We start from the raw sequence: 24,671 nt of genomic DNA, 5'->3' as shown, positions 1-24,671 counted from the left end.
GGTGTTTCAGGTACCAACATCTTGTGTATAGGTAACGATGGCGTTCGCTAACGCAGTTAAGCCATTGGTACGAGATGGACTTAATTGGCCACTTAATCCGAGACGATCAAAATACTGTTTTACATCAAATTGCTGTATTTGATCGGTGGTTTTACTTTGGCAGGCGACCAGTAATAATCCAATTAAGCCTTTTACAATACGAGCATCGCTATCAGCCAGATAAAAATGTTGCCCATTTAGCATGTAATGGTACAACCATGCTTGGCTTTCACAGCCTTTAACTTGTGCATCCGGCTGTTTAAATTCTGCTGCGAGTGGCGGTAATAACTTTCCTAATAACATTATCTGACGGTATTTATCTTGCCAGTTATTAGCTTGCTCAATGAGGCTAACGGCTTCAACTAATTCAACCGATAAAGGCGAAAATAACTGCGGTGAAGGTGTAGTGCTTGGGTTTAACATGGTAATTCAAATAACCTCGGTTGTAGAGAAAAGATACATCAGGAGCCGCGTGTTGTACCTTAACACTATAACAATAACTCTTTTACAGTATTAAGTGCATGAATAAATTGATCAACATCTTGCTTATTAGTATAGATGCCAATAGACGCACGGCAACAGCCGCTTAAATTAAGACTGGTCATCAGCGGCATAGCGCAATGATGACCACAACGAACGGCCACAGCTTGTTGGTCGAGTAAAATTCCTACATCTTGGTGATGTTCACCTTGTAGATTGAAAGCGACTGCGCCAACATTATGGCTGTGATTCTCAGTTAAGAGCTTCTGTTCGCCGTGACTATCCTTGGCAATACCATACAACTCAATAGCGCCAAGTTGTTGCAGTTGCTGTTGTAAGTAGTGGATCAATTGTTGTTCATGGGCGAGCAGTTGTTCGCGGGGCAATTGTTGTAAAAAATGAATTGCTGCCCCTAGGCCAATGACTTCTGCGATAGCGGGCGTGCCAGCTTCAAGGCGATTAGGTAACGCACCAAATTCAGTCTGCTCAAAACTCACGGTTTTGATCATCTCGCCGCCAGTGAGCATTGGGGTTAATTGATCGAGTTGATGAAATCGACCATATAAAATTCCCACGCCTGTTGGCCCATACATTTTATGGCCTGAAAACACATAAAAGTCACAATCAATTTGTTGTACATCAACCGGTAAATGGGCAATGGCCTGAGCGCCATCAACTAAGGTTAGCGCGCCGACGGCTTTGGCTTTTGCGATTAGCTCATTGACTGGGTTTAATGTGCCCAAGGCATTTGACACATGGCATAGGGCTACCACTTTAGGTTTAAGGGTTAATAGCTGCTCAAAAGCGGCTATATCTAGCTGTGCATCTGACGTTAACGGGATCTGTTTGATCACCGCACCGGTGCGCTTTGCCAGTTCCTGCCAAGGAACAATATTGGCGTGGTGAGCTGCAGTATCAATTAATATCACATCATTTGGCTTGATTTGCGAAGTCAGTCCGTAGGCCACCATGTTGATCGATTCTGTGGTGCCGTGGGTAAAAATGATTTCGTCTTGACGCTGGGCGTGGATAAATTCAGCCACTTGTTGCCTAACCGCTTCATATTGCTGAGTTGCCCTTGCTGATAATTGATGCGCTGCACGGTGCACATTGGCGTTGTTGAGTTGGTAGTACTCGGTCATCGCATCAATCACCGCTTGCGGCTTTTGGCTAGTGGCTGCGGTGTCTAAGTAGCACAAAGGATGATCGCCAATGGTCTGTTTAAGTGCCGGGAATTGATCGCGCAATGCTTGATGATCAAATAAAACGGCAGACGATGATGACGATGCAGGCTTCATAAATAAGGGTTTCTGTATTAAAAAGAAAAGGCATCAAGATCTTCAGTGATCTTGATGCCTAATGCAAGGCTTTGTGGCAATAAGCCTAATGACGTGAGCTTACGGACAAGGGAAACGATATAACGCCGATAACTCGTTAATTCTGCCCATCAACTCAGCAGATAAGCTGACTTTATGACTGTCGATGTTTTGCTTTAACTGATGTAAATCGGTGGCACCAATAATGTTAGCGGCGACAAATTTGCGGCTATTTACAAACGCTAGGGCCATTTCGGTGGGAGATAAACTAAACTCACGGGCCAAATCGATATAAGCTTGCGTCGCTTCCAGTGCCATTGGGGTACTGTTGTAGCGGGCAAAACGTTTAAATACCGTTAAACGCGCGCCTTCAGGCCACTGATTATTTTCGTATTTACCAGTTAAAGCACCAAAGGCTAACGGCGAATAAGCTAATAACGGCACATCTTCACGATAACTGATTTCAGACATGGCGATTTCGTAGCTGCGATTCAGCAAGTTGTATGGATTTTGAACACTGATAATACGCGGCAAATCGTGCTTTTCGGCTAATTTTAGGTATTTCATAAAGCCCCAAGGGGTCTCATTAGAAATGCCGATATAACGCACTTTACCTTGCTTAATGATTTCCGCTAAGGCTTCAAGGGTGTCCAAAATAGGAGTGTAATGCTCTTCTTCGTCGTGTTCATACATCATTTCACCGAAGAAATTGGTGTTTCTATCCGGCCAATGTACTTGGTACAAATCGATAGTGTCGATTTGTAAGCGCGCTAATGAGTCATCAACTGCTTGATGGATGTTGCGCCAATCGAGAGCCATATCTTTACGGATGTAATCACCTTTACCACCAGGGGCAGCCACTTTAGTGGCAATCACTAAATTGTCGCGATTACCTTGTGCTTTGAGGTAGTTACCAATAATGCGTTCGGTTTCACCTTGGGTTTCTGCTTTAGGTGGAACAGGGTACATTTCAGCAGTATCAATAAAGTTAACGCCTTGACCAATAGCATAATCGAGTTGAGCAAAAGCTTCGGCTTGAGTATTTTGTTCACCCCAAGTCATGGTGCCGAGGCAGATTTTACTCACCTCAAGGCTAGAATGCGCGATACGTTGATATTCCATTATGATCCTCCTATGGAATGTGCTTAATTTGAGGCTACCAAGCTTTTGGGTTATTGCAAAGCGCTATAATAAAGTCGTAATGAAACTGCTCAAAAAACAATCTAGTGCAGCTATTTTTGGAGAATAATAGAATAGTTTATGCGCTACAACTTCATTATCATCGCGATTTCGCAGGCATCGTGACCCGTTTCACCTAAATGCTCACAGTGGATAAAGCCCAATTTTTCATATAAACCCAGGGCTTCAACCAATATGGCGGTGGTTTCTAAATACATCGATTGATAGCCTTGCTGTTGGGCAAACTCAATACATTGGCGTGTTATAGCCTTGGCCATACCTTGGCCGCGAATAGTGCGGGAAAAATACATTTTCTGCAGTTCACACACGCCGTCATTTTCTGCTAATGGCGCTATACCTGCGCCGCCAACCACTTCACCTTGGTATTCAATCACCCAGTATTGTGAGCCTTCAGCTTGATATACCTCACTTAAACAGTCGAGGGTTGTGTCTGCTACGCTAAAGCCTTTGTCTGGGGTTAAGCCGTATTCTGCTGACACTTCACGAATAACTGCTGCTAATGCGGCATTGTCTTGGGCTAGTAGCTCGCGGATCACGCTTGGATGCATGTTAGCGTTAGTGGCATTTACTGGATGATTATCAGTCATTAAAAAACTCCATATTGATAAAAGGCACCATTGCCAGCACTAACGCTTGGGTATAAATACTTTCTCGGGTGGCTAAACCTCGGGTTAACAAACCGATAGCGCCGCCTTTTTGTTTTATATTATGGGTGTTAAACAAACGATCCATGACGTGACCAAGCTCTTCACCAGCTTGCAAGGCGTTAAACACTTTCTGTGGCAAAGGTAAATTAGCACTGCGGCCGACTGATAATGTGTCGTTATGGATAATGGCCATATAAGCAAAGGTGGCTGGTCCGTTATCAAACTGGTCGACACCGCCTTCCATTGCCACATAAAAATCAGCGTGTTGATTTAGGCTTGTTGCATTAGCTTGGCAAAATTGAGCACGGTTGATAGCCCCCAGTTTTGTTTCTGCTTCGGTCATGGGTTGGTCTGCCACTAATGAGGGGGCATGCATGCCACTGCAACGTATTTGAACATCTGGAAAGTATTGTTCAATAGCGTGTTGTGCTGCACTTATTTTTACTGGGTTGGTTGAACCCACAATGATATCTAAAGTGTTTGGTATTGCTGGAGACGTCGGCATAGGGCTATTTTCTTTGTTGTTTTAGTTAACTGTAATGATAACAGTGGTGAAGTTAACCACATTGTATGGGATTTTAATCCTTTTTGGTTTAATGGCTGAGTTACTTTTATTAATAATAACGCTAACCCATTGTAAAATAATAACTTGTTTAGTTGGTATGAAAAATGCTAATTGATGGTTAATTACCGCTAACTCATACAAACATCAGCTAACCTTGTTAATAAAAATTGTTTAGTGAGCTAAGCTTATTTTTATCCTCATAAAGGGAATTAATCTAATGTCTATTCGTATCGCAACCATTAGTGTCACGGTCGGGCTTATTTTAGGTGCGACAATATTTGGTGCTTCGCATAGTGAAGCAGAGTCAGTATTTTCATTATCGCAACAGTCTGATCAAGCTCATCCAGATCTTAACTTAGTACAACAGCAATTGAAGCTTGATACGGGGTCATTAACCGAATTAGTCGCCAAAACAGGGGCTGGTAAGTTAACTGTCGTCGGTGTCGAAGGTCTCAAAGAAGTCGAAGTCCATGCGGACATCTATACCCCGTCATTAGATCAAGATGATATAGAAATTAAACTCAGTTTGACCCGCAAAGGTGACAAAGCCTATTTGTTATCAGAAATACACAGCGACCAATTTTTTGGCGAGTCACCTTTTATCGATTTATTGGTTAAAGTGCCGTCAACGTTAGCTCTCAATATTAAAGACGGTTCAGGTTCTATTCAAATTGAGGATGTCAGTGCTGATATTGAGTTAATCGATGGGTCGGGCAGCATTGTAATCAATAATATTGGTAACTTGGTATTAACCGATGGTTCGGGCAGTGTCGTGTTGAATAATACTGGTAAATTGTCACTTGTTGATGGTTCTGGCTCTATCAATATTACTGACGTTAATGGCGGCATAATATTACAAGATGGCTCTGGGTCTATTGGTATTAACAATGTTGTTGGTGATGTGAGTATTGACGATGGTTCGGGTTCAATCAAGGTTGAACAAGTCTCTGGATTGGTTAAGATAAATGATAGTTCCGGTGGTATTGATGTGGCTAATACCAAAGGTTTGACCATTGTTAATTCGGGTTCTGGTAGTGTTGATTATCAAAATATCGATGGACCACTGAGCCTAGACTGATCCCCAGCAAAGCCAGTCAAATTTAAGTAATTGGCTTAAAATGTTCAAGTTAACTGCAACTGTTACATACAACATGCATTTTTGTTTCAAAGCCGAGTTTAATCATGGCATCATGCAACCACGTTATCAGCGAAGTTAGCATTATTGAAATTAGAGTCGCATCATGGCAAAGAAGTTTTACGTAGTATGGGCCGGTCGAGAAACGGGCATTTTTACCAGTTGGGATGTCACTAAGCGTTCCGTTGACAAGTACCCGCAAGCTAAATACAAATCTTTTGCCACAGAAACGGAAGCTAAAGCCGCATTTGCTAAATCGCCAGCAAGCAGTATAGGCAAAAGTGCACCCGCAAAAACGGCCAGCGGTTCATCAGCTCTTAAATCTGCTGGGGTTGGAGTATCAACCAAAACCCTTGCGGCTAATCAAACGGTACTAAGCCAATTCGATGTAGTGATTTACACCGACGGTGGTTGCGAACCTAATCCTGGCAAAGCAGGTTCTGGAATGGCGATATACCACAAAGGCGAGTTAGCCGAGTTATGGTTTGGTTTGTATAACCCTAATGGCACCAATAATACCGCCGAACTCAATGCGCTACATCAGGCACTGATTAAGGCAAAAAAAGTGATTGATGCTGGTGAAACAGTGCAAATTATGAGTGACTCACAGTATTCAATTAAATGTGTTTGTGAGTGGGCATATGGTTGGAAAGCCAAAAACTGGACTCGAAAAACCGGTGAAATCGCCAATCTGGAGATCATCAAACAAGCTCATGAGCTATATGATGCAATGAAAGACGATATCGTGCTTCAGCATGTTGCAGCGCACATTGGTATTGAAGGTAATGAACTGGCAGACCGAATGTCAATTCATGCGATTGATCAGCAGCACAAAGCATTTAGCCAATTTACTGCACCATTAGATATCAATAAAATTCTTGCGTTGCGCACAGGCTAGTTATTGTCCTAGCCCTACATTAAACGCCTTAGATTTCTTGAAAAATAACTACAAAAAAGCCGGATTTTTCCGGCTTTTTTATGTGTAATTTACAATTACTTATAATAACTTACGCTTACTTAGTGTTTTCTTCATACATTAAGTAATGGCTTTGCTCCATACCCAGAGATTCATAGGTTTTTTGGGCAATTTTATTGTCATGTTCAACATACAATCGAAAACTTGCCGTGCCACCATTATCTGCTGCTAAGTCTTTTACCGCTTGATAAAGCTTGCCATAAATACCCTGACGACGATTTTGCGGACGTATGTACACGCTTTGGATCCAATAATAATTACTTGCGCGCCAGTCGCTCCATTCGTAAGTGACCATTAACGAGCCAGCTATTTCACCATCAACTTCGGCGACTAAATATACCCCTCGTTCAGGATGGGTAAGCAGTCCTTCAACACCGCGAGTCAATTGCTCTGTGTCTAATGATAGATTTTCAGTTTCCATTGCCATGGCTTGGTTAAACTGAACTAGGGCGTGTAGGTCGGCATGTTGGCCTATTCTAATTGTCATGAATTTCTCGTTTTTATAGGGTATTTTGTTAATATCATACCGCGACATTTGTAAAATGTATTGGTTTACGGTGGCAGCAAATGTGTACGTTTTTACTCTATTTATTGCTTAGTGGCAGCAATCATGGCCAAGCATGATTATGGCATCTCGTAACAGAATTCAATCACGGTAAAATAAACACCTTAATGTGACTCAATTAACTTGGTATTGTTATTATGAGGATAAATAAAACACCTAAATGAATTTTATTCAATATCGTAAATTTCTAAGGCATACATAAAACTGCTTACAAAATAACCAAGACACCAATTTATGCTGTATTTTAGATTATTTCTGTAGTAACAAATGCTTATAGCTTTCAGCTTGTTGCCATCAAGTTGTGAATTAGCGCTCACTTATTTATACCTCTCCACTAACGTATAATTGAAATTTTTGTGACTTTGCAGTAATGTGACGCCACGACAATTTAGATCTATGTCACAAACTGCATAAATTGATGGAGATAATTATGAAAGTTGCTGTATTGGGTGCTGCTGGTGGTATCGGCCAGGCTCTAGCTTTACTGTTAAAAACTCAACTGCCTGCGGGCTCAAAGTTGTCTCTTTATGACATCGCTCCTGTTACTCCTGGTGTTGCGGTTGACTTAAGTCACATCCCAACAGATGTAGAAGTAAAAGGTTTTGCTGGTCAAGATCCTACCGATGCATTGGTTGGTGCTGACGTAGTGTTAATGTCTGCCGGCGTTGCGCGTAAGCCTGGTATGGATCGCTCAGATCTATTCAACATCAACGCTGGTATCGTGCGTAACCTAATGGAAAAAGTGGCTGTAACTTGCCCTAAAGCATTAGTGGGTATTATTACTAACCCAGTTAACACGACTGTTGCGATTGCTGCTGAAGTATTAAAAAATGCTGGTGTATATGATAAAAACCGTTTGTTCGGTATCACAACACTTGACGTTATTCGTAGCGAAACCTTCATCGCTGAGCTTAAAGGCTTAAAAGTTGCTGACGTTAAAGTTAACGTAATCGGCGGACACAGCGGTGTGACTATTCTTCCACTACTTTCTCAAGTTGAAGGTGTTACTTTCACTGACGAAGAAGTGGCAGCAATGACAACTCGCATTCAAAACGCAGGTACCGAAGTTGTTGAAGCTAAAGCCGGTGGCGGTAGCGCAACATTATCAATGGGCCAAGCTGCATGTCGCTTTGGTTTATCATTGGTACGTGGTCTTCAAGGCGAAGCTAACGTAGTCGAATGTGCCTATGTTGACGGCGGCAGTGAGCACGCTACATTCTTCGCCCAGCCAGTACTTCTTGGCAAAAACGGCGTAGAAAAAGTATTACCTTACGGTGAAATCAGCGCATTCGAAGCTAACGCTCGTGATGCAATGTTAGATACCCTTAAAGCTGATATTAAATTAGGCGTTGAATTTGTTAAGTAATTAACAAATTTATGGTCTAAAAAACGCGAAGCCTTCTGGGTTTCGCGTTTTTTTTCGTTTAAAAGCCTATCTTCTAGCATTTAGCATCTCGGTTTATTCCTATTTCATCATTCACATTGTCTACTCCTCATAATCCTTCATTACAGCAGGCTTACCCTTTAATCTTTCTTCGCCATACAGGTATAAGTTTTCCATGTGGATCTAAAGTGCCATTGCAGTTTGGAGCAAAAATCAGCAAGTTATGAATATGTTAAATTTGGAAACCGCTGAAATGAGAAATAAAAAATACAGCTTAACCATGCCGCTTCTTTTACTGGGTTGGATTGTTTCGATGCTACCGGCTCAAGCAACAGAAACCCCTTATCTACCACTCACCGATTTTGGTGATAATCCCGGTGCGTTGACAAGCTTTTATCTTCCTGTGACGCAAGCCTCAAATGCTTCTCATGCCGGGGATTTATCTTTGGTGGTGTTACTGCATGGTTGTATTCAAGACGGTGTCGAATTGGCGAATAAAAGTGGCCTAACGTCATTGGCGTTAGAGCATCATTTTGCGGTTCTAGTGCCACAACAAAGCTATGACAATAACGTAAAGGGTTGTTTCAACTGGTTTGCAAGTCAAGATACGCAGATAGACAGTGGTGAAATGTTATCGATAAAAAATATGATAGTCACCACTCAAGAAAAACTAGCTGCGAAGCATGTTTATGTCATCGGGTTATCAGCGGGTGGCGCCATGGCGAGCGCTGCAATCGTCAATTACCCCAATCTATTTCAAAGTGGAGCAGTCATCGCTGGGTTGCCATATCCCTGTGCCGACAATTTGATCAAAGCCATCTCTTGTATGAAGCAAGGGCCAGCGCAGTCGGTTGAAGAATTAGCCCAATTTGCTAAAGCAATACATCCTCAACAAACACGTTGGCCTTCATTAAGTATCTGGACAGGTGACAGTGACAATGTCGTCAATGCTAACAATGCGCAAATGCTCGCATCTCAATGGCAAGTGTTAACTCAATCTAACGCTAAGCCAACGGTAACAAATGAATCTGGCTACAGTATTTCGCGCTGGAAAGATCCTCAGAATAAGCTGTCAATCGAACTCGTTACTATTAAAAATTTTGGTCACGGCATTGCCGTCAATCCAGACATAAAACATGGAGGTGAAGAAAGTGATTACCTGCTTAGGGCACCAATAAGCAGTGTGATAGAAGTGATTAAGCTTTGGGGGCTTTAATCAAAGTAAAACATATAACATTCTGTTTTTGTTATTAATTAATTATTTGTTTTTTAATGCCTAGACCAAAACACATACTACTATAGTACCGATTCAATGTTGTTAAAAATACTATACAGTCAATATGTGAACAAATAGTAATAAATAAAAATCAGTCGTAAACCAGAATTAGTAGTAAGCAAAACCATTAATAATAAATATTACAACGGGGATCTGTATGAAACAGAATACTATTAAAATGAGCTGTATTGCCTTAGCCATTTCGTCAGTGTTAAGCGCGCAGTATGCCGTTGCCGCAGAAGAACAAAATAACAGCGTCGACAAACAACCTGTATTAGAGCGCATTGAAGTGACTGCTCGTAAAACAGTCGAAAGCTTACAAAATGTGCCTGTGGCAGTGACATCGGTCAGTGCAACAGAGTTGGCAGAAAACGGCATCAGCGTAATGACTGAAATTCAGCAGTTTTCGCCCAATACCACATTGCAATCTAGCCGAGGCACTAACTCTACGCTTACCGCTTTTATTCGTGGCGTGGGTCAAGAAGATCCACTTTGGGGCTACGAGCCTGGTGTCGGTATTTACATTGATGATGTCTATATTGCACGTCCGCAGGGCGCGGTGTTAGACATTCTTGATGTACAACGTATTGAGGTACTTCGTGGACCACAAGGCACGTTATACGGCAAAAACACCATTGGTGGTGCGATTAAATATGTTACTAAAAAAATGTCTGGCGATGGAGAATTAAGCCTTAAAGGTACCGTTGGTAGTTACGGGCAAAAGGACGTCAAAGTGGCCGGGCAACTCCCCATTGTTGATGACAAGCTCTATGTTGGTTTTGCCTTTGCGAGTTTAAACCGTGACGGTTTTGGTGAATTTAAAACCTCGGCATTAGATGGCCAAGATACCGAAAACTATAACAAAGATGTTATGGCGGGTCGTTTAAGCGTTGAATACTCGCCAACAGACGATCTATTTATGCGTTTTACGTATGATAAAACCCAAGATGACTCCAACTCAAAAGGCGGCTATCGCCTACTTCCTAGCTTATTAACTGACGCACCAGTACCTGATAGCAAATACGACTCCTACACCAGTATGCCTACATGGAACAAAGTCGAAACAGAAGGGTGGAGCGCGACGGTTGAATATAATCTCAATGAACATTGGAGCGTAAAGTCGGTTTCAGCCAAGCGTGAAGGCGAGTCTCTAACCAACATCGACTTTGATAATACCAGTTTACGTATTTTCGATGTGCCAGCTATCTACGAAGATGAGCAGTTTAGCCAAGAGTTCCAAGTAAATTACGAAAGTGACAATCTTAATATAGTGTCTGGAATTTACTATTTTGACGGTGATTCTTGTGGTGTTTTCGATGCTATTTTAGAAGAAGCCTTTAAAGCATATGGCGGACTAACGCGTGAGGTGAGTGGTTGTAATAATAGCGAAAGCTATGCTGCTTATATGCAAGGTTCATACGACTTTACTGAAAAGCTATCGATGACATTAGGTGGCCGTTATACCCGCGAATCTAAAGACGCCACCGTTTATAATGGCGTGATATTCGATAGCATTTATCCAGAAACTGACTGGTATCCTGGGTTTGTGCGCGATGACGCATTAATTGAATCTCAAGTTCCTAAAGTGCTAGATGATGAAGAAACATGGTCTAAATTCAATCCGCGGATCGGTTTAGAATACCAAGTAAATGAAGATATGATGGTGTTTACCAGCTACTCACAAGGGTTCAAATCGGGTACGTTTAACCCTAGAGCGACAGGCGCGGAACCCGCGGTTGATCCTGAAACAGTTGATTCATATGAAATAGGTGTGAAGAGCGAATGGAACGATAATCTTCGTGTTAATGCAACGCTATTTTATCTTGATCATAAAGACCGTCAGTTTGTCACAGTGTTACCAGGAGAAGATGATTCAGACCTTAATCAGCGTTTAGGAAACATCGGTAAGTCTACGGCGACAGGCCTAGAACTTGAAGTTGAATATGCTGCGACAGAATCACTTAATTTATTTGCTAATGTTGGCTTAATTGACGCCACTTTTGACGAAGTGATTTCATATGACGATCTTGGCAATAAAATCGATATTAGCGATACTTACACTATTACCAATACTCCGGATACCACGGCAAACCTAGGGTTTAGTTATAGTATTGAAGCCGACGTTGGCAGCTTTATCATTAATGGTAATTACTATTACCGTAGTGATTATGACTTAGCGGTAGTGGATAACTTATTGAGTCAGGATGGATACGGACTACTGAATTTTGGTGTGAATTGGTATAGCAATGATGGCCATTGGAATGCTGGATTACATTGGAAAAACGTCACCGATGAAGAGTATTTAGTGGGTAACTACGCCTTTGTCACGCCAACAGGTAATGGCGATTTTACGCCAGGGCTAGGCGGCGATAACACCTTAATTGGTTACTATGGCGATCCGGAGACGATTTCATTAACCGTTGGCTATAAGTTCTAAAACGTTGTTTAATTGATAGACATAAGAAGAATAGCCGGTCTCGTTAGAACCGGTTATTCTTTTTAGATATGAAGTATGCGCGACCCGAAAATAATAATATCAGCGCAATGTTAGGGAGCCAATGATGTCTCAAATTAAAGTGGCAATTGCAGATGACCATCCGCTATTTCGTGCAGCGTTAACCCAAGCCGTACTTAAAAGTGTTAATAACGCACAAGTGCTAGAGGCGGAAAACTTTCAAGAGTTAATCGCCATAGTGGAGCAGCACTCAGATATTGAGCTTATCTTTATTGATTTGCATATGCCGGGAAACGATGGCTTTACCGGACTGACGTTATTGCAAAATCACTTCCCAGATATCGTGGTTATCATGGTGTCATCTGACGACCAGCCGGAGATTATCCGCAAGGCGATCAATTTTGGCGCCAGTGCTTTCATTCCAAAATCAGCCAATTTAACCCAAATATCAACGGCGATTGATACTGTGCTTGAAGGGGATATTTGGTTACCAGAGCACACCAATATTAGTGCCGATCAACACACCGCTGCAGAACATCAACGTTTAGCAAAGCAATTAGCCCAACTCACGCCGCAGCAATACACTGTGCTGGCTAATATAGCCAATGGTAGGCTAAATAAACAAATAGCGTATGACTTAAGCATTAAAGAAACCACGGTAAAAAAACATGTCTCAGCGATTTTACTCAAACTTGAAATCAACAATCGCACTCAAGCTGGGCTGGTGTTTCAACAATTAATGATCACTTCAACTGAAAACCAGCAGGTGGATGTAGAAGCCTCATGATGTAGCACCAACGAATCGTTATGACCATTGATTGCGGTTAAAGATTGATAATAATAGCGACTAAAGAGTTAACTCAAAAATGCCTCATTGTGAGGCATTTTTTGTGGTCAATAATTCTTAGTTATTCAGGCGTCAGTTGTTTAATGATTCGCTTTAAGGCTATTGCTTTAAGCGGTTTACGCACAAAGCTAAATTGAGCACTGCTGGTGTGTTGTCTAACTGCTTCCGAAGGGTCTGCTGAGCAGATAACACAGGTGGGTGGGTTACGGTTCATCGTCAGGTGATTGGCTAATAAATACTGTACTAAATCCACACCATTTTTATCATCTTCTAAGTGATAGTCAGCAATAATAAGTTTGGGTTGCGGGTTATTTGCCAATTGCAGTATGGCACTGGGTTGGTCTTTAGCGGTAATGACATTACATCCCCAATCGCTGAGTAATGTGGAGATCGCTTTTAGCATCAGGTCGTCATTGTCGATAACCATCACTGTGATATTAGTGCTGTCACTGCTTATGTCATCTTCGGCAGTTTCAGTCACTTTAACTGGCTTTTTCTGCTGTAATACACGGGGTATTTCAACACTAAAACACGTTCCTTTACCCACTTCCGAATGCAGTGATATGTTGATATCCAACAACTTGGCAATTCGATCGCATATCGCCAAGCCTAGTCCTAATCCCGGAATTTCACGAGTGAGCTCCAAGCGTTCAAATTCACAAAAAATGGCTTGCTGTTTATCAAGCGGAATACCTGGGCCATTGTCCCAAACTTGTATGAATAAAGCGTGCTCAAGCCGCCTAACGCCTAATAACACTTTTGGGACAAACTCGGTATTACTAGTCTGCCCATTTGCTTTATTGTCAGGCGAAGACGTTTGGGATGTTATTTGCTGATTACGTTTGCCAGAAGGGGAGTAATGAAACGCATTAGATAAAAAGTTCTGAATAATACGGCGCAGTAGTCTTTGGTCGCTTTCTACGAAACAAGAAGATATTTGGTAGTTAAAATCAATACCTTGCTGAACCGATAATGCTTTAAATTCATTGACTAATGTTGACAATAAATCATCAATCGCAAATTGGCTGGTTTCGGTTTTTAGCGAGTTACTGTCTAAGCGAGATATCTCAACCAGATCTGATAGTAAGCTCTCCACCACATTTAATGAGTCTTCAATATTGGTTGCGAGGTCATGCAGTTCAGTTGATTTAACCCTTTGCTTTAGCATCTCAGTAAATAAGGTTAAGGCATTAAAAGGTTGCATTAAGTCATGGCTGGCCGCGGCCAAAAATCGGGTTTTACTGCTATTAGCGGCTTCCGCTTCCGCTTTGGCTTTTTCCAGTTCTTGGGTGCGGCTTTCAACCCTTTTTTCGAGGGTTTCATTGGCCAGTTGTAAGGCTTTTTCTGCTTCAATATGCGCAGTAATATCAGCAAACGTACTGACAAAGCCTCCGCCTGGCATGGCTTGGCCGCGAATTTCCAGCACTTTTCCATCTAGCATAGTGCGCTGAAAATGATGAGGGCTACCACTGCGCATATGAGCTAAGCGTTTTTCCACTAGCTCATGTGCCTCGTTACCGACAATAATGCCTCTGTCGATATTAAATCTAATCAGTTGTTCAATGTGCAGGCCAGCTTTGACGTAATCTTTAGGGTAACCTAACAGTTCAATATAACGTTGATTCCAAGCCACTAAGCGCATATCGGCGTCGACAACGCTGATCCCTTGCTCAATATTCTCTACGCCAGATTGCAAAAGTTCACGGTTAAATTGAAAGATTTGGCTGGCTTCATCGACAATGCTAACTACATCTTCTAGTGGCACCTGCTGGCTGCGAGATGCGGCGCTCATCACCATTCTGGTAGAGGCTGAGCCTAGTACGCCAGACAGTTTTAAGCGAGTGTAATCAACGAGCTGTTGCTGCTGATCTTTGCCTGCGAATTTTTTAGATTCTGCAATAAGCGCATCGGCTTCGTCTTTGTTAATAAAACGATTTAATAAACTGGCTAAATCCTCTACGGATAAGTACCGTTCTAGTTGAATCTGTTTTCTGTTTACAAATAATTCAGCTTGTAAAACCTCGCCAACGCTTTGTTCTTTAAGCAGTGAAATCACCACAAAGCAGCCCATGTTAGCCACTAAACTGTACAATACACCATGACTAATATTGTCCAAACCGGTTAAGCCAAATAAGGCTGTCGGCGTTAACCACGCAATATCAAACAATCCAAATTTAACCCAATGTGCATCAGGAAAGGTAGCCGGCAATAGTAGAGTATAAAGCCAGACAGTACTGCCCATCATTAGCCCCACAAAGGCACCTTGGGTGGTGGCATTTCGCCAATATAAGGCGCCTACTGCGGCGGGCGCAAATTGAGATAACAACACAAATGACAACAAGCCAATACTGGCTAAATGATTTTGTTGATCGATAAAGCGTTCAAACGCAAAAGCGGATAATAAAATGACCGCGATAGAGATACGGCGTAAATTTAATAAAATACCTGATAACTGCGGGGTTTGTTGAGAGCTAAATTTTGGTAGTCGTAATAGTAATGGCGTTAAAATTTCTGTCGAAATCATCGTGCTCAATACAATCGCCGCCACAATAACCATTGCGGTTGCGGCTGCGAGTCCACCGACATAAACCAATATCCCTAGCCATGCTTGTTGATAAAAAAGCGGTAATGTCAGGACATAGGTATCTGCGCCGATACTGCCGCCAGGGAAGCTAAGCTGTCCGGCTAATGCAATCGGCAATACAAAAATATTAATCAATAACAGGTATAACGGCACCATCCAACGTGCTGATTTAAGCTCTTCGTCATGATTGTTTTCAATCATCATCATATGAAATTGTTGCGGTAACGCATAGATAGTAATAGCGCCCAAAATAACTTGAGAAATCACAAGGTAAGTCGAGTCTGATTGGCTGGTTTGTTTAATATGTTGGCCTTGAGTCAGTAAGTCACCAAAGCCATCGAATATAAAGAAAGTGGCAAAAATACCGACGGCAGTCAGGGCAAATAACTTCACGATAGAGCTAAACGCAATAGCCAGTACTAAGCCTTGATTGTGTTTACTGGCAGACAGTTGGCGGGTGCCGAACAAAATACTAAAGCTAATTAATACAATGGTCACCACAAATGCGGTGCTAATACCGGACTGAAACGTGCCTGTTAGTAAATCAAAGCTGGTACTGATGGCCCTTAACTGCAAGGCGATATAAGGAATGGTTCCCAGTAGCGACACTATAGCAACGCTGGCGGCAATTTTAGGCGAACGGTCAAAACGGCACGCAATAAAGTCGGCAATAGACGTGAGGTTTTGGCTTTTGATTATTTGCAGCGTGCGCATTAGCATCGGCCACGCCAATACTAAGCAAATGATCGAACCAATATAAATGGGGGCCAGCCATGCGCCCGTTGTTGCAGCTTGTCCAACTGTGCCATAAAACGCCCATGATGTGCAGCATACCCCTAACGACAGGCTATAGACCCACGGCTTTTGGGTTAATTTTTTTATGGAACGATTTTGCCCCCACTGTGCAACCACAAACAGCATTGCAAGATAAGCAATCGAAATTGAACTGATCAACCAAGTATCGATAGATAACCAAGCCTGCAAGTTATTCCCCAATTATTTTTATTGTTTATCCTTGCGAAACTACACTAGACGCCCTGTTTGATAAAGATTTTTAATGATGCGGTGCACTAAGGTAGTACTTATTTATCCATATCCATCAGATAACATGAATTAACTCTAATAGTGTCATTTAAGGTACCGATAACGCCTATGAAAATAACCCATAGATATTTGGTCGAAGGTTTAGTCTTTACGAGTTATGTTCTCTTTGCCATGGCATGGGTTGGCGGCACCGCCAGCATGAATCACATCATGGCATCGATGCACATTGAGAGTTTAGCGTCGGCAAGTTTTATCAGTGGTGCAGTCACGCTAGCTAAAATAGTCGGAACTTTTAGTGCTGCATATGTGGCGGTAAAGTTCGGAATAAAGTACGCCTTTTTGTTAGCTGCGTTATTAATTGTTGTTGGGATAGTGACACCGTTAGCGACGAGTTATGAGTTACTGCTGGTTAGCCGTTTTTTAATGGGCTTAGGCGGAGCCTTTATGATTGTGTACTTTAATCCGATTGTGATGCTGTGGTTTTCCCCTGAAGACCGTCCGGTAGTTAATGGTTTAAATGCGGTGGCATTTAACGTAGGTACGGCAATTATTTTATGGGGCATGACCAGTATTAATTCACTTACAGGCAGCTGGCAAAATAGCTTAGTGTTGTTTTCAGTTGCGAGCTTGATACTGGCTATATTGTGGTTACTGGTTAAGTTTGATGCTCCACAGCCAACGAATAGTGCATCTGGAACAGAGCCTGCAATATACGGTTATCTTGAGGGCTTAAAAGATAAATTTAATTGGGCTTATGCTTTTACCTATTCTGGGCTGCTTTCGTTTTATATTTGTCTGTTCACTTTCTATCCTCAAGCGGGAATAAGCCAAAGCAAATGGGTGATTGGTTTTGGTATTGTCGGCACCATTGTGGGGATGTTGTATAGCCGTAAAAATCCGTTACGTCTTCCTATTCTTCGCCTAAGTGGTTTGATTATTTTTATCACCATTTTAGGGTTATCTTTTAGTACTGAGCCTTGGCTGCAAATAACATGCGCTATCGTATTGGGCTTTTTTATCTTTTTCCCTGTGACGGCATTAGTGTCTATTCCTCACGAACTCCCTGATATGACAGGGCAAAAAATCACCGTGGTGTTTAGCCTGTTTTGGTCAATCAGCTACTTGGTTTCGACGATCGTATTGTGGGTGTTTGGTAAATTGGTTGATTTAAACGATGGCAGTTATGTCAGTTCATTTGTGATGATCACCATACTTAGCGGCACCGTGTTTGTTGGCAGCTATTTTCTACCCGAAACAGGAAAACCAAAGGAGTTAATATAATGCGAGGAACCGTTTCCCTTAAACTCACTGATTTTCTGGCGTTAGCCAACAGCAATATCGCCTTGGCTAGACAAAATAATGTCCAATTTACACCGACAATATTACGCGAAAATCTAAATAAACTCGGCGCGTTAATGAGTGATTCGCCAGCGGTGAGCTACATAACAGATAAAATATTGACGTTACCCGACCGTACTATTCCCGTCAGGATTTATAGCCCAGCGCCAGATAAAGCTTTGTCGGTGTTATTGCATTTTCATGGTGGCGGGCACATGTGTGGCAGTGTGGCGCTTTACGATCCTATTTGTCGTCATCTTGCCAATGCAGCGCAGTGTGTGGTGATATCTGTTGAATACCGACTCGCGCCTGAGCATCCTTATCCTGCAGGGATTGATGACTGCGAACAGGTATTAATGCGTTACGCTGAGTTACTGGGTGATGTTAAGCATCAGCACAATGTCACGATTATTGGTGACAGTGCTGGTGGCGCCATTTGCACCAGTTTAAGCATGAAAAGTTTGACCGATAAGCGGATTAACATTGACCAACAAATTCTTATTTACCCGAGTGTCGATTACACCTTAAATAGCCCATCATTAGACAGTAATGGCACTGGGTTCTTACTCGAAACAACCCGTATAAAGTGGTATTTCGAGCAGTATTTTCAATCGACTGAAGCCGATATCATTAAACAGGCTTCACCTTTGTTTGGGGCTATGTCTGCTAAGTTGCCTAAAACCCTTATTTTTACTGCAGGCTGCGATCCGCTTAGGGATGAGGGAATAGCCTATGCTAAGGCATTAATTGCAGCTGGGGTTGATGTTGAACATCATTCGTTCGATGGCATGATCCACGCCTATATGTTGCTGCACGATTTAGTGAAAGATGAATGCATGGAAACCTATCAACACATCGCTGAGTTTATGGCCAAGATCTAATTGGTACTTATATTTATACCCGCACCAATACGAGTACTTATTTTTATCCAACACCATTATCTTGATCAGTAAATCAGTCGGCCAAATCTTATTGTCTTTGCAAATAAAACAACCCGTATGCACACTGTGAATACGGGTTGATGTTGTTAAGCACAATTGTTGCTTAACACTTGTGTTTAACTGAGCTTAGCTCAGTTTATTGCGCTGTCCACGCACCATCCATTGGCAAAGCTGCACCGGTAATGCCTCGAGCGGCACCACCACAAAGAAATAAAACAAATTCACCGATTTGTCTCGGTGCCAGCATTTCTGGTAACGGCTGCTTGGCTGTCACGAGTTGATATTTAGCGTCTTCATAACTCAAGTTTTTATCGCTTGCTATGCTGTCAATTTGTTTGCCGATAAGCGGCGTATCAACCCATCCAGGACAAATCGCATTGACGGTAATCCCTTGTTCAGCACATTCAATCGCAACCACCTTGGTTAAGCCAATAATTCCATGCTTCGCCGCACAATAGGCTGCCTTATTGGCAGAAGCGACTAAACCATGCACTGAGGCAATATTGATAATTCGTCCCCACTTTTTTTCCGTCATTACAGGCACGACTTTTTGAATGGTATGAAAAGCGGAAGACAAGTTAATTGCAATGATGTCATTCCACTTTTCGACCGGAAAGTTTGCCACATCTTGGGTGTGTTGAATCCCAGCGTTGTTAATCAGAATATCAATACTGCCTAATGCACTAATTGCACTGTCCATAAACAAGGGCTATCCACTTAGCACAACCAACCACTATATGTTGTGGTTATCGATTTTTAATTGATTGGTACGTTATCGGCTTAGAACGCACTGCTTGTTCAAGCAACCTGTAGAATAATAATCCCCGAGAATCTGACTTTCTTCTATTGAAGCGAAATGTAAACTCATCTAAATAATAATCAAGTTGCTTAGCCTTTACCGCGCCTTGATATGTACCTAAAAGCCATCTTTTACATAATGATGAGACTCGATGTACCCCAGCCATTGTTTCATGTGCAGGTACAGATGAACCTAAATGCACTATTCGGTTATGCTTATATCCTTTCTTGTCTATTTGTTTGTATGCTTGAGAGCCATCACTACAAATTGTACTACCAGGTTCAATTACATCTTGAATGAATTGATGGATATGTTCTTTGGTTGCACTTTCCACTTGCCTTAAACGTATCCGGCCAAATCCAGAGGGTGATAGCAGCTCAACAGCGACCAAAACTACAGCCTTACGCTTACCCTGTTGATTTTTAATAGATGATTGGGGAACGACGCCACCTATTAGTGTTTCGTCAACCTCTACGATGCCGGACAGTTTATCCCTTTCAGGATCAACCATGGCATGTCTTAACTTGTGCATTAATGACCAAGCGGTTTGATAACTCCCAAGACCTAATAACCTTTGAACTCCAAGAGCGCTGACCCCATTTTTTTGATTTGTAATAAACCAGACGGCAGCAAACCAACTTTTCATGGGGGTTCTTGTTTTGTCAAAAAGTGTACTTGATGTTACTGAACACTGAGAACGGCAAGCATGACATTTTAACTTGCCATTACTTAACTGATAAGGTGATTGATGGCTTGAACAGCTTGGGCATATGAATCCGTTTGGCCAACGAAGTTTGTAAAGGTAGCTAATGCAGGATTGTTCATCATGAAACCAATCAACAAATTCGCCCCAACTTGTAGGGTAATCTACACCCGCTTTTAATAAATACGATGAAGTTTTCATCACTACATATTGACACTGGTGGCGCTAAATGGATAGCCCTTCCATAAACGCATGTATGCAGCTAGCGTCTCTCAAGTCAGCATTGCTAAAAAAGGTATTTATTTGGTATTGAGTTGCAAATTCAGTCGCTAAAGTCTGCCCTTCATCTTGCGCCATTAAGCCATGCAATACGATATGACAACCTTGTTCGGCAAGTACATGTGCCGTCGCTAGGCCAATACCGCTAGTGGAGCCGGTAATAAGCGCCACTTTCCCTTTGAGTCCAGTTTGTAACGTCGACATAGTATCGGTTCCCTTAATTCAATAGCGGCAATGACAGCGTATGTCATCAACCTTTGTGACATGTTTTATGGCGAGATCATGTCTACAGCATATTCTCACTAACATCTGATTTAGTACTTTCAGAATAAAACAATTACAGCACTATTTAATTGGCACCTTAGTACCATAAGGAAAAGATATGCTTGCTTATACTTTGGGGCGATCGAGGATTTATAAAACAATAGCAGCAGACTCTATGTTTATAGTGAATGGTTTTTTGTTAAAAATCTTAATGAATTGAATGAAGCATTACCAACTTATCTCTTTGCCTTGCCAATCTAAGTAACTGGCTTCGCCGTTGGGTTCAATATTGCTCATGATGTTATACAGCTGGCTGGCGACAAATTCAGGGGTAAAAAGCTTGCCTGCGGGTACGTTAGCCTGAAAAGGTTTTGATAATGGTGTGTCAGTAGTGCCAGGATGAAACGCGATGAGTTTTACTCGTTTAAGGCGTCTGGCATATTCCACCGCAGTGGTTTTGATTAGCATATTTAATGCCGCTTTTGAGGCGCGATAGCCATACCAGCCGCCGAGTCGGTTGTCTGAAATGCTGCCAACTCGGGCACTCAAAATACTGATTACACACTTGAGGTTGTCGATCTTATTAGGTTGCTGTAGCAGTAACTCAGTTAAGGCGCTTAGCCATAACATGGGCACAATACTGTTAGCGTAAAATAGTTGCTGTAGGGCATCACTGTTAATGTCTTCAATGCGTTTTTCAGGCATCAAATGAGTTGTGCCTGTGTTTTCGTTATCGGTGGGTTTATTAGTCGTTTTAGAATGCAAAATGCCATTACAGATGATTATTTTTGTAATTGTGCCGACCATCGATGACATCTCAGCAATACAAGTTGAAATAGAGGCTTGCTGATAATCACAGCTAATATGATGGTGAGTGACGTTTTGGGGCGTATTGTCTGCAAGTGTAGGCCGTGTCATTGCAGGCGCTATCAGTGAAGATTGACGACTCACGGAGATAATGGTCAAGGGTAAATCGTGTTCTTTTTCTGATATAGCTTGGTTAATAAAAGCTTGGGCGATGAATGATGACGCGCCAATCACAATAATGGTTTCTGTTGTCGTTGAATCGCTCATGCACTTTGCCCTTACTTTATTTTACAGTTACCGTTATCACAGCGTTTTTGACCTGTAAGCAAATAAGATATACGGTAACGATTACGGGCAAAGGCTAAATACGCGACGTCAGCAACAGGTTTGATGAGCGGCAAACGTAATAATTTTATCCAACCATGCTTACCCGTTAAACCCCATGCTTTGGCTGTTACATCTAAGCCATACAACCAACTACCGTCAGCTTGTAATCCATGTAGTACCGTATTAGCTTTTACGACATCTAAGTCAGGGAAACGCTGATTAATATCAGCGGCGTTAATGTCTTCAAGGCCGATGCGGTTTAAATTGTCATGACGCTTTAATTGCTTCATTTCATTAAGACACAGCGGGCAAGTGCCATCGTAAAAAATAGTTAGTTCCATCATTTACCTCATTTATGTCTAATGCTTGTTGAACACACTTATTGAACACACTTATTGAACACAGATCGTAACCATTGTACGCCCCAAACGCCAAGCCAGTTTACTTTAGTTGGTATGTTCAAAATTTTAGTCAAATCGTTTCGGTTTATGATCTTTTTATTTCAGCTAGGCGTATAGTTTAAAAACAAATCATAAGGGCTGAATCATGCCATTAAGCCAAGCAATCATTAAAGTCACTAATTTACGTTTGCGTACCTTTATTGGTTTTAACCAAGACGAACGCGACAAGCAACAAGATGTGGTGATCAACATTGAGATCCATTATCCAGCCGATCGATCGTTTCAAACCGACGACGTTGCCGACGCGCTAAACTACAAAGTGATCACCAAAAAAGTGATCCAACATGTCGAAGAAGGTCGTTTCTTGTTATTAGAAAAGCTGGTTGCTGACGTATTAGATATTTGTCGTGAACACCCCAGTGTAACCTTGGCAAGAGTGACCATCGATAAGCCCCATGCACTGCGTTTTGCCGATTCAGTGTCGTTATCTTTAGAGTACCAAGCCTAATCATTATTTAAGGATGTTATTATGACCACCATTAATGACATAACTCGCGCAGAGTTGTCTGCAGAAGCATTGAAAGTACAGCAAGCATTAGTCGCCCACGGACTTGAAACACCACTTATTCCAAATGATATGACCAGTGAACAAAAGTATCAGCGTATTAAAGGCTTAATGACCGAAGTGGTATCCACATTAGGGCTAGATTTAACCGATGACAGCTTAGCTGAAACCCCGCATCGTATTGCTAAAATGTACGTTAATGAGATTTTCTCGGGTCTCGATTATGCTAATTTTCCTAAAATAACCCAAATTGATAATAAAATGGGTGTTGAAGAAATGGTTAAAATTAGCAACATCAGTGTGGTCAGTACCTGTGAGCATCACTTTATTACCATCGACGGCTTCGCCAAAGTGGCTTATATACCCACAGATAATATTATTGGTTTATCTAAAATTAACCGTATCGTGCGATTTTTTGCTCAGCGTCCACAAGTGCAAGAGCGGTTAACTCAGCAGATTTTAGTGGCCCTGCAAACGTTACTGGCGACTAATGATGTAGCCGTGAGCATTAACGCGACCCATTATTGCGTAAAATCTCGTGGCATTATGGACACCTCATCAAGCACACAAACCACTGCGCTTGGCGGCTGCTTTAAGGCCAATCCCGCTAGCCGAGCCGAGTTTCTAGCATAAGGTCTAGCATAACGTTTAGCATAACTTTTAACATGACGTTTAGACATAATCAGCCTGAACTCGAAATGGCTAGTACCACAGCGTTTAAAAATGATTTCACATATTGAAGTCATTTTTTTTATGAACATACTATCGATTGTCATTATTAGGCGGTAGGATGGTTTACGTCGAGATAACCATCTAATTTTATTATGATAAAGGCTCAATGTATCGAGCTAAAAATAAAGAGAGCATTATGGAACGTACAATACTGATCACTGGCGTAGGTAAACGTATAGGCTATGCACTGGCTAAATATTATTTGGCCCAAGGTCATCAGGTCATTGGCACCTATCGCACCCATTATGACAGTATTGAGCAGCTCGGTAAGTTGGGGGCAAGCTTGCACTCATGTGACTTAACCGATCCGACTGCCATTGATGCATTAGTCAATCATATCAACCAACATCACGATAGCCTCGATACCATTATTCATAATGCGTCTGACTGGTTACCCGACAACAGCGGTTTAAGTCCAGCTGAGACTATGGCGAGAATGATGCAAATTCATGTTTCAGCGCCGTATCAAATCAATCTTGCTTTAGCACCATTATTGATTAATGCAGCTAAAACCAATGATGACAGTATTGGTGCCAGCAACATTATTCACATGACCGACTTTGTTGCCGAAAAGGGCAGTAAAAAGCATATCGCCTACGCTGCCAGTAAAGCTGCACTTCATAACATGACACTCTCGTTTGCTAGCTTGTTAGCACCGCATGTCAAAGTGAACTCTATTGCCCCAGCAATGATTTTATTTAATGAAGATGACGGTGAGGCATACAAAGCCAAAGCATTGGCTAAAGCCATATTGCCCAAAGAAGCTGGTAATGCCGAAATCATGTCTTTGGTCGACTACCTACTGGGCAGCCATTATGTAACGGGTCGAAGTTATGCTGTCGATGGTGGCAGACATTTAAAATAATTCATAAAACGACAAGCGGTAATGTGTGCTGCAAAGTTGACGCAATTTTATAATGGACTTCTAGACGGCTAGTTGCTAGTGTAGATATTAATCAATATCCACACTCGCTATTATCGAAAGGAAGTCACTATGTCTGC

General features: G+C 42.0%; 22 protein-coding genes and 1 pseudogene. 11 read left to right on the top strand and 12 right to left on the bottom strand.

What is annotated here, in order from left to right:
• Window positions 1-6 precede the first annotated feature (6 nt).
• The 5 genes from FCN25_RS05975 to yjjX all read right to left on the bottom strand — a co-directional run bounded on the left by FCN25_RS05975 (window position 7) and on the right by yjjX (window position 4,187).
• A complete protein-coding gene (locus FCN25_RS05975) occupies window positions 7-462 on the bottom strand; it encodes a SufE family protein (protein ID WP_137222879.1) in 456 nt (151 codons plus the stop codon).
• A 65-nt stretch (window positions 463-527) separates the two neighbouring features.
• Window positions 528-1,817 carry an aminotransferase class V-fold PLP-dependent enzyme gene (locus tag FCN25_RS05970; protein WP_137222877.1) on the bottom strand — a complete coding sequence of 430 codons (1,290 nt, stop codon included), beginning with the start codon at window positions 1,815-1,817 and terminating at the stop codon, window positions 528-530.
• Between the two features lie 99 nt (window positions 1,818-1,916).
• Window positions 1,917-2,957: an NADP(H)-dependent aldo-keto reductase gene (locus FCN25_RS05965; RefSeq protein WP_137222875.1), complete on the bottom strand. Its 1,041-nt coding sequence runs from the start codon at window positions 2,955-2,957 to the stop codon at window positions 1,917-1,919.
• Between the two features lie 143 nt (window positions 2,958-3,100).
• The gene (locus FCN25_RS05960) at window positions 3,101-3,622 is read right to left on the bottom strand and encodes a GNAT family N-acetyltransferase (RefSeq protein WP_137222873.1); all 522 of its coding nucleotides are present in this window, start codon (window positions 3,620-3,622) and stop codon (window positions 3,101-3,103) included.
• The gene (yjjX, locus tag FCN25_RS05955; protein ID WP_137222864.1) at window positions 3,615-4,187 is read right to left on the bottom strand and encodes an inosine/xanthosine triphosphatase; all 573 of its coding nucleotides are present in this window, start codon (window positions 4,185-4,187) and stop codon (window positions 3,615-3,617) included. The genes FCN25_RS05960 and yjjX overlap by 8 nt, the downstream gene beginning before the upstream one ends.
• Before the next feature lie 277 nt (window positions 4,188-4,464).
• Between yjjX and FCN25_RS05950 the strand changes: the two genes are divergently transcribed.
• A complete protein-coding gene (locus tag FCN25_RS05950; protein ID WP_137222862.1) occupies window positions 4,465-5,325 on the top strand; it encodes a DUF4097 domain-containing protein in 861 nt (286 codons plus the stop codon).
• Window positions 5,326-5,488: 163 nt separating this feature from the next.
• Window positions 5,489-6,280 carry a ribonuclease H family protein gene (locus FCN25_RS05945; protein WP_137222860.1) on the top strand — a complete coding sequence of 264 codons (792 nt, stop codon included), beginning with the start codon at window positions 5,489-5,491 and terminating at the stop codon, window positions 6,278-6,280.
• A 115-nt stretch (window positions 6,281-6,395) separates the two neighbouring features.
• On the opposite strand, the gene FCN25_RS05940 is transcribed toward FCN25_RS05945, so the two are convergent.
• Window positions 6,396-6,845 (bottom strand): GNAT family N-acetyltransferase, encoded by a 450-nt coding sequence (locus FCN25_RS05940; protein ID WP_137222858.1) that lies wholly within the window; start codon window positions 6,843-6,845, stop codon window positions 6,396-6,398.
• A gap of 508 nt (window positions 6,846-7,353) precedes the next feature.
• Between FCN25_RS05940 and mdh the strand changes: the two genes are divergently transcribed.
• From mdh to FCN25_RS05920, 4 genes are all read left to right on the top strand, one after another.
• Window positions 7,354-8,289 (top strand): malate dehydrogenase, encoded by a 936-nt coding sequence (gene mdh, locus FCN25_RS05935; protein ID WP_137222856.1) that lies wholly within the window; start codon window positions 7,354-7,356, stop codon window positions 8,287-8,289.
• 271 nt (window positions 8,290-8,560) lie between these two features.
• Entirely contained in the window at window positions 8,561-9,523 is a 963-nt protein-coding gene (locus tag FCN25_RS05930) for a PHB depolymerase family esterase (protein ID WP_254693727.1), read from the top strand.
• Between the two features lie 217 nt (window positions 9,524-9,740).
• Entirely contained in the window at window positions 9,741-12,020 is a 2,280-nt protein-coding gene (locus FCN25_RS05925; protein ID WP_137222854.1) for a TonB-dependent receptor, read from the top strand.
• A gap of 124 nt (window positions 12,021-12,144) precedes the next feature.
• Window positions 12,145-12,825 (top strand): response regulator transcription factor, encoded by a 681-nt coding sequence (locus FCN25_RS05920; protein ID WP_137227343.1) that lies wholly within the window; start codon window positions 12,145-12,147, stop codon window positions 12,823-12,825.
• Window positions 12,826-12,946: 121 nt separating this feature from the next.
• Here FCN25_RS05920 and FCN25_RS05915 read toward each other — a convergent pair whose 3' ends face one another.
• Entirely contained in the window at window positions 12,947-16,453 is a 3,507-nt protein-coding gene (locus tag FCN25_RS05915) for a PAS domain-containing hybrid sensor histidine kinase/response regulator (protein WP_137222853.1), read from the bottom strand.
• Between the two features lie 168 nt (window positions 16,454-16,621).
• Between FCN25_RS05915 and FCN25_RS05910 the strand changes: the two genes are divergently transcribed.
• Window positions 16,622-17,794, top strand: a complete 1,173-nt coding sequence (locus FCN25_RS05910; protein ID WP_137222851.1) for a CynX/NimT family MFS transporter — start codon at window positions 16,622-16,624, stop codon at window positions 17,792-17,794.
• On the top strand, window positions 17,794-18,732 hold the full coding sequence (locus FCN25_RS05905; protein WP_137222849.1) for an alpha/beta hydrolase: 939 nt from the start codon (window positions 17,794-17,796) through the stop codon (window positions 18,730-18,732). Before FCN25_RS05910 ends, FCN25_RS05905 begins: the two co-directional genes overlap by 1 nt.
• Window positions 18,733-18,928: 196 nt before the next feature.
• Here FCN25_RS05905 and FCN25_RS05900 read toward each other — a convergent pair.
• The 5 genes and pseudogenes from FCN25_RS05900 to FCN25_RS05880 all read right to left on the bottom strand — a co-directional run.
• Window positions 18,929-19,495: pseudogene (locus tag FCN25_RS05900) on the bottom strand (3-hydroxybutyrate dehydrogenase); the annotation flags it as partial.
• A 43-nt stretch (window positions 19,496-19,538) separates the two neighbouring features.
• The gene (locus tag FCN25_RS05895; protein ID WP_137222847.1) at window positions 19,539-20,495 is read right to left on the bottom strand and encodes an IS1595 family transposase; all 957 of its coding nucleotides are present in this window, start codon (window positions 20,493-20,495) and stop codon (window positions 19,539-19,541) included.
• Between the two features lie 24 nt (window positions 20,496-20,519).
• Complete coding sequence (locus FCN25_RS05890; protein WP_368074079.1) at window positions 20,520-20,777, bottom strand: SDR family NAD(P)-dependent oxidoreductase; 258 nt, start codon at window positions 20,775-20,777, stop codon at window positions 20,520-20,522.
• Window positions 20,778-21,065: 288 nt separating this feature from the next.
• Complete coding sequence (locus FCN25_RS05885) at window positions 21,066-21,911, bottom strand: SDR family NAD(P)-dependent oxidoreductase (RefSeq protein WP_137222845.1); 846 nt, start codon at window positions 21,909-21,911, stop codon at window positions 21,066-21,068.
• Window positions 21,912-21,922: 11 nt separating this feature from the next.
• Window positions 21,923-22,312, bottom strand: a complete 390-nt coding sequence (locus tag FCN25_RS05880) for a thiol-disulfide oxidoreductase DCC family protein (protein WP_137227342.1) — start codon at window positions 22,310-22,312, stop codon at window positions 21,923-21,925.
• A 205-nt stretch (window positions 22,313-22,517) separates the two neighbouring features.
• Here FCN25_RS05880 and folX point away from each other — a divergent pair, with 205 nt between their 5' ends.
• From folX to folM, 3 genes are all read left to right on the top strand, one after another.
• Window positions 22,518-22,880 (top strand): dihydroneopterin triphosphate 2'-epimerase, encoded by a 363-nt coding sequence (gene folX, locus FCN25_RS05875; RefSeq protein WP_137222842.1) that lies wholly within the window; start codon window positions 22,518-22,520, stop codon window positions 22,878-22,880.
• A gap of 21 nt (window positions 22,881-22,901) precedes the next feature.
• A complete protein-coding gene (gene folE, locus FCN25_RS05870; RefSeq protein ID WP_137222840.1) occupies window positions 22,902-23,570 on the top strand; it encodes a GTP cyclohydrolase I FolE in 669 nt (222 codons plus the stop codon).
• Between the two features lie 235 nt (window positions 23,571-23,805).
• Window positions 23,806-24,534 carry a dihydromonapterin reductase gene (gene folM, locus FCN25_RS05865; protein ID WP_137222838.1) on the top strand — a complete coding sequence of 243 codons (729 nt, stop codon included), beginning with the start codon at window positions 23,806-23,808 and terminating at the stop codon, window positions 24,532-24,534.
• Window positions 24,535-24,671: the final 137 nt, after the last annotated feature.

This window comes from Shewanella sp. MEBiC00475 (genome assembly GCF_005234075.1).
GTDB classification, from domain to species: Bacteria; Pseudomonadota; Gammaproteobacteria; order Enterobacterales; family Shewanellaceae; genus Shewanella; species Shewanella polaris.
Note: the sequence above shows the minus strand (reverse complement) of the source record. Positions and strands in the feature narration are given on the sequence as shown.

Coding starts and splice junctions, on each gene's coding strand:
- FCN25_RS05975 (WP_137222879.1), bottom strand. CDS start 462: ATGTTAAACCCAAGCACTACACCTTCACCGCAGTTATTTTCGCCTTTA.
- FCN25_RS05970 (WP_137222877.1), bottom strand. CDS start 1,817: ATGAAGCCTGCATCGTCATCATCGTCTGCCGTTTTATTTGATCATCAA.
- FCN25_RS05965 (WP_137222875.1), bottom strand. CDS start 2,957: ATGGAATATCAACGTATCGCGCATTCTAGCCTTGAGGTGAGTAAAATC.
- FCN25_RS05960 (WP_137222873.1), bottom strand. CDS start 3,622: ATGACTGATAATCATCCAGTAAATGCCACTAACGCTAACATGCATCCA.
- yjjX (WP_137222864.1), bottom strand. CDS start 4,187: ATGCCGACGTCTCCAGCAATACCAAACACTTTAGATATCATTGTGGGT.
- FCN25_RS05950 (WP_137222862.1), top strand. CDS start 4,465: ATGTCTATTCGTATCGCAACCATTAGTGTCACGGTCGGGCTTATTTTA.
- FCN25_RS05945 (WP_137222860.1), top strand. CDS start 5,489: ATGGCAAAGAAGTTTTACGTAGTATGGGCCGGTCGAGAAACGGGCATT.
- FCN25_RS05940 (WP_137222858.1), bottom strand. CDS start 6,845: ATGACAATTAGAATAGGCCAACATGCCGACCTACACGCCCTAGTTCAG.
- mdh (WP_137222856.1), top strand. CDS start 7,354: ATGAAAGTTGCTGTATTGGGTGCTGCTGGTGGTATCGGCCAGGCTCTA.
- FCN25_RS05930 (WP_254693727.1), top strand. CDS start 8,561: ATGAGAAATAAAAAATACAGCTTAACCATGCCGCTTCTTTTACTGGGT.
- FCN25_RS05925 (WP_137222854.1), top strand. CDS start 9,741: ATGAAACAGAATACTATTAAAATGAGCTGTATTGCCTTAGCCATTTCG.
- FCN25_RS05920 (WP_137227343.1), top strand. CDS start 12,145: ATGTCTCAAATTAAAGTGGCAATTGCAGATGACCATCCGCTATTTCGT.
- FCN25_RS05910 (WP_137222851.1), top strand. CDS start 16,622: ATGAAAATAACCCATAGATATTTGGTCGAAGGTTTAGTCTTTACGAGT.
- FCN25_RS05905 (WP_137222849.1), top strand. CDS start 17,794: ATGCGAGGAACCGTTTCCCTTAAACTCACTGATTTTCTGGCGTTAGCC.
- FCN25_RS05895 (WP_137222847.1), bottom strand. CDS start 20,495: ATGAAAACTTCATCGTATTTATTAAAAGCGGGTGTAGATTACCCTACA.
- FCN25_RS05890 (WP_368074079.1), bottom strand. CDS start 20,777: ATGTCGACGTTACAAACTGGACTCAAAGGGAAAGTGGCGCTTATTACC.
- FCN25_RS05885 (WP_137222845.1), bottom strand. CDS start 21,911: ATGAGCGATTCAACGACAACAGAAACCATTATTGTGATTGGCGCGTCA.
- FCN25_RS05880 (WP_137227342.1), bottom strand. CDS start 22,312: ATGGAACTAACTATTTTTTACGATGGCACTTGCCCGCTGTGTCTTAAT.
- folX (WP_137222842.1), top strand. CDS start 22,518: ATGCCATTAAGCCAAGCAATCATTAAAGTCACTAATTTACGTTTGCGT.
- folE (WP_137222840.1), top strand. CDS start 22,902: ATGACCACCATTAATGACATAACTCGCGCAGAGTTGTCTGCAGAAGCA.
- folM (WP_137222838.1), top strand. CDS start 23,806: ATGGAACGTACAATACTGATCACTGGCGTAGGTAAACGTATAGGCTAT.